This is a genomic window from Pedobacter nototheniae (genome assembly GCF_032678625.1).
Taxonomy (GTDB): domain Bacteria; phylum Bacteroidota; class Bacteroidia; order Sphingobacteriales; family Sphingobacteriaceae; genus Pedobacter; species Pedobacter nototheniae_A.
In genome coordinates, this window is record NZ_JAVTSO010000002.1 from 133,477 (window position 1) to 144,963 (window position 11,487).

General features: G+C 36.0%; 7 protein-coding genes. 3 read left to right on the plus strand and 4 right to left on the minus strand.

Annotated elements, in window-relative coordinates:
• Positions 1–72 precede the first annotated feature (72 nt).
• Positions 73–2,583 (plus strand): S9 family peptidase, encoded by a 2,511-nt coding sequence (locus R2Q77_RS06335; protein ID WP_316802875.1) that lies wholly within the window; start codon positions 73–75, stop codon positions 2,581–2,583.
• Positions 2,584–2,726: 143 nt separating this feature from the next.
• Here R2Q77_RS06335 and R2Q77_RS06340 read toward each other — a convergent pair whose 3' ends face one another.
• The gene (locus tag R2Q77_RS06340) at positions 2,727–3,566 is read right to left on the minus strand and encodes a M57 family metalloprotease (RefSeq protein WP_316802876.1); all 840 of its coding nucleotides are present in this window, start codon (positions 3,564–3,566) and stop codon (positions 2,727–2,729) included.
• Between the two features lie 642 nt (positions 3,567–4,208).
• Here R2Q77_RS06340 and R2Q77_RS06345 point away from each other — a divergent pair.
• Positions 4,209–7,031 carry a S8 family peptidase gene (locus tag R2Q77_RS06345; protein WP_316802877.1) on the plus strand — a complete coding sequence of 941 codons (2,823 nt, stop codon included), beginning with the start codon at positions 4,209–4,211 and terminating at the stop codon, positions 7,029–7,031.
• A gap of 143 nt (positions 7,032–7,174) precedes the next feature.
• Here the strand turns inward: R2Q77_RS06345 and R2Q77_RS06350 are convergent, their stop codons facing one another.
• Both R2Q77_RS06350 and R2Q77_RS06355 read right to left on the minus strand, forming a co-directional pair.
• Positions 7,175–7,777 (minus strand): outer membrane beta-barrel protein, encoded by a 603-nt coding sequence (locus tag R2Q77_RS06350; protein WP_316802878.1) that lies wholly within the window; start codon positions 7,775–7,777, stop codon positions 7,175–7,177.
• 1,268 nt (positions 7,778–9,045) lie between these two features.
• Entirely contained in the window at positions 9,046–9,600 is a 555-nt protein-coding gene (locus R2Q77_RS06355) for an NAD(P)H-dependent oxidoreductase (protein ID WP_316802879.1), read from the minus strand.
• A gap of 104 nt (positions 9,601–9,704) precedes the next feature.
• Here R2Q77_RS06355 and R2Q77_RS06360 point away from each other — a divergent pair, with 104 nt between their 5' ends.
• The gene (locus R2Q77_RS06360) at positions 9,705–10,910 is read left to right on the plus strand and encodes an MFS transporter (RefSeq protein WP_316802880.1); all 1,206 of its coding nucleotides are present in this window, start codon (positions 9,705–9,707) and stop codon (positions 10,908–10,910) included.
• Between the two features lies 1 nt (position 10,911).
• Here the strand turns inward: R2Q77_RS06360 and R2Q77_RS06365 are convergent, their stop codons facing one another.
• Entirely contained in the window at positions 10,912–11,397 is a 486-nt protein-coding gene (locus R2Q77_RS06365) for a cupin domain-containing protein (RefSeq protein WP_316802881.1), read from the minus strand.
• Positions 11,398–11,487 lie beyond the last annotated feature (90 nt).

The following is an 11,487-nucleotide window of genomic DNA, read 5'->3' on the forward strand; positions in this document are numbered from 1 at the left end:
CGCATTTATTACAATCTGTGCCACGTTTAATCATCTTTAATTAAATAATTTAGCCGATTAAACCACACATTGATGAATAAACTCTATAAACTCCTTTTATGTGCACCATTTTTGTCATTTACGGTTGCTGCACAAACCAAAACATTTACCATAACAGAAAGTGCACAACCCCAACCTAAAGCAAATTACCAGCTTGCTTCACGGTTTTCGCCTCAAAAATTAAAAAAGATGGTGTATTCTACTGCTGTAGATCCACACTGGTTGAAGTTGAGTAATCGCTTCTGGTATAATTTTGAAAGCCCGAAAGGGAAATTCTGGTACCTGGTTGATGCCAATACAAAAAATAAAAAAGTACTTTTTGATAATGCTAAATTAGCTGCAGATATTACTTTAATCGTTCGCGATCCATTTGATGCGGAGCACCTGCCTTTAGAGAATCTAAAATTTGCAGCCGATGAGAAAACGATTTCGTTTGAAATAAAAAGTTCAATTGAAGAATTAAAGCAAGATAGAAAAGATAAAAAAGCTGCTGATTCAATGCAGAAAAAAGTTTTCTCTTTCAAATACGACCTGGCTTCTGCTAAATTAACGGAAGTGCCAAATTTTAGTAAACCAAAACCTAAGCCTTCCTGGGGTTCAGTAGCGCCAGATTCTTCAGCCATAATTTTTGCCCGCAATTACAATTTGTATTGGATGGACAAGGAGAATTATAAAAAAGCGGTGAAAAATGAGGAAGACAGTACCATTGTAGAGCATCAGTTAACTAAAGATGGCGTTAAATTCTATTCTTATGGCAGCGATGGCGATGGAGAAAATAACGTTGAAAATGAGAAAAACAATAAGAAAAGAAGAGGTGCTTACGTTTTATGGTCGCCTAATTCGAAATACTTTGTTTTAGATAGAACAGATTCACGAAAAGTAAAAGATCTTTGGGTAATTAATAGTGTAACACCCGGACGCCCTACTTTAGAAACCTATAAATATCAAATGCCTGGCGAAGCAGAAGCACCTCAGGACGAAGTTTTGTTGTTTGATTTTTCGGCTAAAACCTATAAAAAAATGCCGGTATCATCGTTTAAAGATCAAAGTGTTTCGGTATGGAGTAAACCTGCTTTAAATAAAGATCGCGACAATGAGTTTCGACCTTCCATCTGGTTGGGGAATGACAGTAAGTTTTATTTTTCGCGCACCAGCCGCGATTTAAAACGCATTGATATTTGTACTGTCGACATTCATACCAACGTTGTTAAGCCCTTAATTGATGAGCGTTTTAATACCTATGTTGAAGTTAACCGTCCGGCATTAATAAACGATGGTAAAGAACTCATTCATTGGAGTGAAAGAGATGGTTGGGCGCATTTTTATCTTTTTGATGGCGATGGAAAGCTGAAAAACCAAATTACCAAAGGTTCTTTCCACTGCGAAAGTATTATAAATGTTGATGAAAAAAATCGTGTGCTTTATTTTACAGCAAATGGAAGGGAACTAAATGAAGATCCTTATTATTTGCATTTATACAGCATTAATTTTGACGGTTCTAATTTAAAACTTCTCAATCCAGGCGATTTTGACCATGCAGTGAGCATGAATGATAACAATACCTTCTTTGTAGATAATTACTCCAGGGTAAATACCATACCAAAATCTTTTTTATGTGATAAAACAGGTAAAAAGGTAATGGAGCTTGAAAGTACAGATTTATCTTTATTAATGGCTGCAGGCTACAAATTTCCTGAACCATTTAAAGTAAAGGCTGATGACGGAATTACCGATTTATATGGTGTAATGTATAAGCCATTTGATTTTGACCCGAATAAGAAATATCCGATTATAGAATATGTGTATCCCGGACCACAAACAGAGGCCGTAAATAAAGCCTTCAGTAAAAGCATGGATCGCACGGAGCGGTTAGCACAATTTGGGTATATTGTAATAACAGTTGGTAACCGTGGCGGAAATCCTTCACGTTCTAAATGGTACCATACCTATGGTTATGGCAACCTGCGTGATTATGGTTTGGCCGATAAAAAAGCGGCAATTGAACAACTGGCCGCAAAATATTCTTTTATCGATGATCAAAAGGTAGGCATTACAGGTCACTCGGGTGGTGGTTTTATGTCAACCGCTGCCATGCTGGTTTACCCTGATTTCTTTAAAGCGGCAGTATCGAATGCCGGAAACCATGATAACAGCATCTATAATCGCTGGTGGAGTGAAAAACACAATGGGGTAAAAGAAATTATATCAACAAAAGGCGATACAATCTTTAAATACAGCATTGATAAAAATCCTGATTTAGCCAAAAACTTAAAAGGACATTTATTATTAATGCATGGCGATGTTGATAATAATGTACATCCGGCAAACTCTATCCGTGTTGCAAACGCACTGATGAAAGCTGGTAAACGTTTCGATTTTCTAATTATTCCGGGTCAGCGCCATGGCTTTGGTGATATGACTGAATTTGCATTCTGGAAACTGGCCGATCATTTTAATAAATACCTGATTGGCGATTTCTCTGGTTCGGAGCAGGTTGATATTATTGAGATGGATCGCGACATAGAACAAAACGGCAAGAACTAATTCTTTATTCTTGCTGTTAAGAGGGGAAAGAGAGCGTCTTTCCAAACGATTCAAAAATAAGAAAGCCCGGATCATCCAGATTCCGGGCTTTTTAATGTAATCACCATACAAAGAAATTAGTTAGTTAATGATTTATGCTAATTTTAGTATAAGTAATCTAATGCAACTCTATCATTTGCATTAAAAGTACGGTTGCCACCGTTAGAGCAAGCCAGCATAAATGAAGCAGCATCTGGTGTAGAAGGTGTACCTGGAATTTGAATAGCACCAACGTTTGATTGGCCTTCGTTTCCGGCACCAGCTGATCCGCAACTAAATGCACGGTTCATATAATCTGTATGGCGTAAACCAATGCAATGTCCAACTTCATGTTGTATAACAGAAGCCAGGTACAATAAATTTGGGTTTGAACCATAAGCAGCAGCGTTGGTGTTCATTCTGATTTGATTAAATGGCTGACCAGAAGAAGTAGGGAAGCCTGCTGAACCTAATGTAATAAAACCACCGCTCGGACCTTCATTAAATCCAACAACATTGATGTTTCCTGTTGTTCCGGCAGCTGCTCTTTGAAAAGTGATACGTAAACCTAAGTTATTGTACCGGGTAATCATTTCATTTACTGCATTGCTATAAACTGTTGGTAAATTGGTTACAGAAACCGTAATTACCCTTGGTAGGGCAGTAACAGTATTTGTGGTTCTATACTGTTCTGTTTCTGCAATGTTTAAAGCTTTACTGTCATTTTTCTCAGATAAATTCTCTTGAGTTAGAAGAATATCTCCCTCAACTAAATATCCGCCATCAATTGTACGTGCATTTTCTGTGCTAAATCCTAAGCTCTTAATTTGAGCTAAAACATTGGCAGGAATGTCACTTTTAGTTTCCGTTTCTTGTGGTGTAGTAGAAACGTTTTTTTTACAGGCATAAATGCCCACCATTAAAGCGCATAACACGCTTAGCGATAAGATTCTTTTGTTTTTCATGAGGTAACTTTAGTTAGTTTGTCTTTGTAGGTGATTATTAAGACCAATTTATGGATTATTTTTATGTAAACAAATATTTACAAAGAAAATATTATAAACATCATGGTTTGTATAATATGTTATTAACAACTACAGGGAATAATTGTGTGTATCAGATCGATCTAAAATTTGATTTATAGTGTTTTATGTACACACTATGCTTTTTTATTTTTTATTTTGGAATAAAAAAGTGCCTCTTAAAGCCTTTTATAAACATTTTATTCCCAATAAATAGGATATTCAGCTAATCTCATAAATCGATTTAATTTGATAAAAAGAACTTAATCGTAGATTTTGCTTTCCACGATTAATTTTATAGTCTCTAAATTAATATTAAATATTTACAAGTAATTTTTTGTAGTATTAATAATGCTTTATTGATTTATATTGATGCAGTTTTTTTACTGTTGATTTAATGTTTTTAATGATTTCAGAAAAATGGTTAAAACTAAATTTATACATGAAAAAATATTTTTATTTTTTTTATGAAAAATAGATATGGCTATAGAATATTATTAGATTTTAATTATGTAATTTGTTATCATTGTTGAAAGCTAACTTATAATGCGCTTAACTTATACTTAAAATACAATCTACATCTGCGTGAAATTTATTTACTGGTACCTCACTATATTGCTTTTATGTTTAGCTAACTCGGTAATGGCACAGGTTGTACCTGGTAAATTGGATAAGAAATTACAAAAATACGTGCGTTTAGATAATGTCAGGTTGCTTAATCCAACTGATAGTTTGGTTTTAGTGGAGTTTAAGACCGCTCTTAGTGCCAAAGATATTGCTAAAATCAATCCTAAAAGGCAATTTTCAGCTTACCAGTTTATTGTTGATGCTAAAAACCTTAATCTGGTAGAAAAACAACCGCTTAGTAAAAATCAAGCTAATAATTTGTGGAAAGCAAGCGATAACCTTATTCAAAAGTGGGAACAGGGCAGTAAAAAGGGACAGGAACTACCGGTTAGGCTTGTTTTTAATGATACATTTAACGGAGTGCCCGATTACCTGAAGCAATACAAATTACTATCTGTAAATAATGTATATAAGCTCATTATAATTAACCTGCCCATTTCTGAGTTGCAAAATGTACTCAATCACAATGAAATTTTGTTCGCTGATGTGGTGCAAGCTGCCAAAGAAGAAATTATAATTAATGATCTGGATCTTTCTTCTGTGGATGTTTTTGCCGCACGCAATAAATTTCCGGAACTTGACGGTAAAAATATGGTACTTTCTTTAAAAGAAGGCGCATTTGATGTAAAAGACCTTGATCTTTTAGGTAAGGTTATACCGGGAAATAATAATTCGCCTGATAATGGCCACGCGGTAATTATGGCTACACTGGCACTGGGTTCGGGGAATTCTTTCTTGCGCGGATTAGGAGTGGCGCCTGCAGCAAAATTAATTACATCTGATTATATTAATTTATTGCCTGATGATATTAAAAAGCTATCAGCGGCCAATGTTTCCGTTCAAAACCATTCGTACGGTACTGTAATAGATAATACTTATGGCATTGAAGCGCAGGCTTACGATCAGCAGGTGTATGATGCAGATACAATTGTCCATGTTTTTTCTGCAGGAAATATTGGTACCACAAAAGCACCTTCTGGCCTTTATCAAAATATTGAAAACGCAGCAAACTTAACAGGCAATTTCAAGCAGGCAAAAAATGTTTTTGTAGTTGGAGGTATCGGACGTGAAAACATTTCGGAAGCATTAAGCAGCAAGGGCCCTGCCTATGATGGACGGGTAAAACCTGATGTAGTGTCTTCTGGTCAGGATGGTACCTCAGGTGCTGCGGCGCTAACTTCAGGCCTTGTAATTCTGTTGCAACAAAAATATCGCAGCCTATCGGGCAAGGGGGCATCTGCAGCGTTAATTAAAAGTATACTTGTGAACTCCGCCGATGATTTAGGTAATCCACATGTAGATTATTTCTATGGTTTTGGAAAAATTAATGCTTTAAAGGCTTTAAATACGCTTGCAGAAAACCGCTTTACAAAAGGAGAGGTGAGCCAGGGGCAGGATTTCTCCTTTCCAATATCAGTACAGCAAACTCAAAAAGAATTGAAAGTTACATTGGCATGGAATGATTTGCCAGCTTCCATTAATAGTGTACAAAGTATTGTTAACCACCTTGATCTTTCATTGGAAGATGTAAATGGTAAAACCGTATTGCCTTGGGTATTAAGTACTTTTCCGCTGGCTGATTCGCTAACGCAGGTAGCTGTTAGAAAGGTAGATCAGGTTAATAATGTACAGCAGGTTACTTTAGATAATTTACAGCCGGGAAAATATACTGTTCATGTTAAAGGCCGAAAAGTAACTCAGGATAAACAAGCATTTTATCTGGCTTACGAACTTGGCTTACCAAATCATTTTCAGTTTACGTTTCCAGATCAGGATGACTATCTATTTGCTACAGAAAGCAATTACATCAGGTGGGAAAATAGTTTTGAAAATAAAACAGGTAAACTTTCTGTAAGTTATGATAATGGGACAACGTGGTTTGTGTTGGCCGAGTCTTTAAATTTAAGCAACAAATTTTTCAATTGGCAACCCCCAAACCGTTTTACACGTGCCCGGTTTAAAATGGAAATAGAAGGGCAGGAATTTAAAGGAAATTCATTTATTATTTCAACGCCGCCAGCTTTAAAAGTTGGCTATAATTGTGAAGATGGGATTTTATTTCACTGGAAACCTCAGCCACTTGCAAAAAATTATACCCTTTACACCATTTTAGATAATAAATTAAGTCCGCTTGCAAATACAACAGATACCATGATGATCGTGAAAAAGGTTGCTGGTGCATCGCCTTATTTCGCCTTATCAGAGAATGGAACAGATTTTACCGGACTTAAAAGTTATACCCTTGATTACCAAACTCAGGGCGTATCATGCTACTTGGTTAGCTTAAATGGTGATATCGTAGGCAATACCGTTCAGCTGGCTTTAAACATAGGAACAACTTACAACCTTAAAAGCTTTATTTGGGAAAAGCAAATCGATGCAAATACTTTCGTGCCTGTAAAAGAAGAAAATGTAACAGCAGGGACATTAAATTATTCTACTGTTGATCCATCGCCCAGAACTGGTATTCAGCGCTATCGGGTTACCTTTTTAACCGAAAATGGCCTAAAAATTCAATCAGATATTATCTCAATAAATTACATTAAAGAGGATGATCTTATTGTTTATCCTAATCCCGTTAATACCGAGTTAAGTGTGTTAAATGGTGCCTTTGATAACTATTCTCTCGCCTTGTTTGATATGCTCGGGCGTAAGGTTTTTGAACAGGCATCGAGCGATAACAACCGATTTAATTTAAGCAGGCTAACCGCTGGCGTTTATGTTGGTGTTATATCTAAAAATAAACAGCAGGTTAAAAAGTTTAAAATTATAAAAAACTGATTTTTATTTCTTATAATTTTGGTTTGGAATTAAAAACAGGCATTAAGAATACCATTTTTAAAATCGATTAAAAAATAAATTTTGAGCATAAAAAAATGCCTTCTGATTAATTCAGAAGGCATTTTTTATGGAGTAAAGGTTTACTAAAAGTGAAACATTACACCTAATTTAGGAGCGAAAGTATTTGCTTCTAAACCGAATGAGTTAGTTTTTACTTTAATACCAGTTCCTTCTGCTTTAACAGAATAGTTTTCGTAACCTAAACCATTAACTGAAACTTCGATACCGATTCTTTTAGTAGGGAAGAAAGCGAAACCTGGAGCAACATTTACACCAATTGAAGTAGAAGTACCTACTTTAGCACCTGTATCGCCATTAAGATCAACAGCTTTAACTGTACCGAATGCCATTGGAACTGATAATTGTCCGAAGAATTTGAATTGATCAGATAAGTTAACATAGTAACGACCAAAAGGAGCAACTTCAAAAGCACCTGTTTGTTTTAATTTGCTTACTGCTTTATTATAAGTGTAACCAACACCTGTACCAATTGCAAAGTTATTTGCAACGAAATAACCAACTTGAGGTACAACTGTAAAATTTACATCAGCTTTGTTAGCGCCATCAACTTTTGTTGAGTTGAAGCCAACATTACCACCTAACATTAATTTTCCTTTTTCTGTTTGTGCATTTGCACCATAAACTAAACCTGCAACTGCAACTAATGATAATAATAGTTTTTTCATCTTTTTTATTATTTATTTTGTTAATATTATAGTCAAATTCTACCTTTTTAATTTCTGACTATATTTGGCTAAAAGTCAATGCTTGTGCCAAAAAACATTCCTAACGTCATCAGAAAATCAGTTTTTAGATAACTCGTTATATAATAAATAGATATAAATTTAATGTTAAATCAATATTATTTTAGTGTGACATAAAATTAATCGATTGATTAATTTTTAATGACTGACAAATTGCCAATCTGACTTTTTTTGTAAAAATGTCAGCTATTTTTATGGGCTTTTTGGCAGGTGAGGTGCTGAGTTTTTGTCTTGATCGTAATTTGCTATTACTACTATGCGCTGTGGTTGGTGATAACACCAACCATGTGGAGAGATCTAATTTTTGCTTAGTGAAAGTTGCACATAGATATAATTTCCTATACGGCTTCATACTTTTTTTGTTTAGTTTGATACGGCACATCCAACAATGCCTAACCACTATTTCTACGTTCAGCTTTTAAAACGGCATGGTCAATGTTTCGGTCGGCACTGAATAAGCCTAACTACTAACTTTAAAAGAAAGATTGCGAGCCGGCAACTTTGCTTCTTTGGTTGCCCAAAGAAGAGAAGCCTCCGTGGCCAGTGGAATAATTGTCTTAGCCAGACGGGCTTCGTACCTTTTTCTTAACAAAAAGGTACCCAAAAGTCAAGGCTTGCATCCTTTCTTGAATAGCAGCATCAGAATTCTTATTGTGGTAATATGAGGCTTAGCCCAATTCACAATGCTTACGCGCGCTGCATATTCCCTTGGTTATTCGAAGCACGAAAGCGAGTACAAGAATTCTAATGTCCTATTCAGCGAAATGCTGCTATGCCGGATGCGTGCTTGGGTTAAAACAATAGAAAATTTAAAGTTAGTTTAGCATGATGCAGGAATCTATATCCCAACAAGGCCTAAGCACTATTTCTACGTTCAGCTTTTAAACCGGCATGGTCAATGTTTCGGTCGGCACTGAATAAGCCTAACTACTAACTTTAAAGGAAAGATTGCGAGCCGGCAACTATTAATAGTTGTTTATGTTTTTATTTGCATTAATGAGCTCGCAGAAATGCTCGGTTTTGCTTCTTTGGTTGCCCAAAGAAGAGAAGCCCCCGCGGCAAGCGGATAGATAATATTGTCTTTGCTAAACAGGCTTGATCTCTGCTTGGTGATAACATCAACTAAGTAGAGAACACCAACGAAGTAAAGACGTTAATCCTAAAGTCGGTATTATCACTAACTTTAAATACTAAACACTGCAGGCTTTGCCTAAATTTTCAAGCTTTCTTTTAATTAAATCAACAGCTTTTTCATCTGTTAAGTTGCCCTCAGCATCAAATTTATTTTGTGCTTGTGCAACCAATACTTCAGGTTGTAAAACAGGGTTCATATTTAAAAAAGTAAATACAGGTAAAAACGCAGTTTGCATTCTAACAGTTCCCCACATGCCCTGAGTTGCGCCCATTAAAGCAACAGGTTTATGCATCAATGGCGAATCTTTACCACGGCTGGCCCAGTCTATGGCATTTTTTAATCCTCCAGGTATGGAATAGTTGTATTCGGGCGATACAATTACAAAAGCTTCTGCTTTAGCCAGGGCATCTCTAAATTTTGCAACGCTGGCCGGTCGCTCGGCAACTTCAGGTATATCATGGTCAGCATAATATATGGGCAAGTCATCAAAAGAAACGATTTCCATCTCCATGCCATCGGGCAACAAGCCGGTTACCGCCTTTAATAACATCGCATTGTACGATCCTTTTCTTAAACTGCCACAAAGGCCAACTATCTTTTTGTTTTCCATAATAGTTAAACTTTAACATTGTAATAAAAGTTTTAAAGTATTTAGAACTTTAATTTTAAGCGAACTTAGAGATAATTTATAACTTTGGCTTTAACCTCGTTTTTATGATTGATACCTCATCCCCAAAAAGTTTAGTCGAGAAAACCGTTTTTCCTATCCTTTTTGCATTAAGCTTTTCGCATTTATTAAATGATACCATCCAATCTTTAATTCCTGCCATTTACCCGGTTATTAAAACCAATTATCATTTAAATTTCTCTCAAATTGGATTAATTACCCTTACTTTTCAGTTGGCCGCCTCATTGCTGCAACCTTTTGTAGGTTTGTATACAGATAAAAAGCCTCAGCCATATTCTTTGGCTATCGGAATGGGTTTTACATTAATTGGGTTAGTTACCCTGTCTATGTCGCAACATTTTTATACCATGCTTATTTCGGTATGTTTTATTGGAATAGGTTCTTCAATTTTTCATCCTGAAGCATCAAGGATGGCGCATGCTGCATCAGGTGGAAAACGCGGGCTTGCTCAATCTGTTTTTCAGTTGGGTGGTAATGCAGGAAGTTCTTTAGGTCCTTTATTAGCGGCCTGGATTATTGTACCTTACGGACAGTTCAGCATAATCTGGTTTTCCATTATCGCACTTTTAGCCATTACGATATTAAGTTATGTTGGTAATTGGTATAAAGGTTTTGTTTTGGCCAAAAGTAAAAGTAAAGCCAATATTCAAACTGTAGTTAATCAGTTTTCTAAAGGGAAAGTAATTTTTGCGGTGAGTATTTTATTGCTGCTTATATTCTCTAAGTACTTTTATATGGCCAGTTTAACTAATTATTTTACTTTTTATCTGATTGATAAATTCCATATTTCAGTTCAAACTTCTCAAATTTACCTGTTTGTATTCCTGTTTTCAGTTGCTGCAGGTACTTTGTTAGGCGGGCCAATAGGCGATAAAATTGGGCGTAAATATGTAATCTGGGCTTCAATTTTAGGTACTGCACCATTTGCTTTATTGTTGCCACACGCCAATTTATTTTGGGTAGGCGTGTTAATTGTGCCCATTGGGATGATTTTAGCCTCAGCATTTTCCGCAATCCTGGTGTATGCGCAGGAATTAATTCCAGGTAAAGTAGGATTGGTAGCGGGCTTATTTTTCGGCTTCGCTTTCGGAATGGGCGGAATAGGATCTGCACTACTCGGAAAGCTTGCCGATGCAACAAGCATTGAATATGTATTTAATATTTGTGCATTTTTACCCTTAATAGGTTTGTTAACAGGTTTTCTGCCAAATATCGAGGCTAAAAAGAAATAATTTATTTTGTCTGATTCGCATCGATCAGGATGGCAAGCTGAATGCATGGCTCTTCTGATCGATTGCTCCAGGCATGGTTTGTACCCCTCTGCACAACAATATCGCCTGTTTTTAAAAGTGTTTCTTCCTGGTCCAGAATCAAATAAATTTCTCCTGACAGAATAATAATATAATCCAGCGTATCGGTTTTGTGCATCAATGGATGAGGTTTTCCTTTTTCCAATTCGATTCCCAGCTCACGATCTGAGGGAATACTTACGTACCTAAAGTAAGTGCCGCTTTTTGGCGTATTTGGGAATGGTGTATTGGGTATTGATACCGTTTTATCCAAATTCACAGGCATGGTATCTGTAGCCCAAATGTCGGAAATAACCAAGCCAGGTATGTCTTCAGAAACGTTAGTAACCACCGCGTCTTCTATAATAACAGATTGGCCATCTTTCAAACCTGTAACAATTCTCCTTGGAATTTTCGCTATTTTACTCATTGTATTTCGATTTTATTTTCTTGAATAGCTAAACTATTCATAAGAAAATAACTTCTGAACACGGGATAGTAATATTAAAAATTAAAGGGC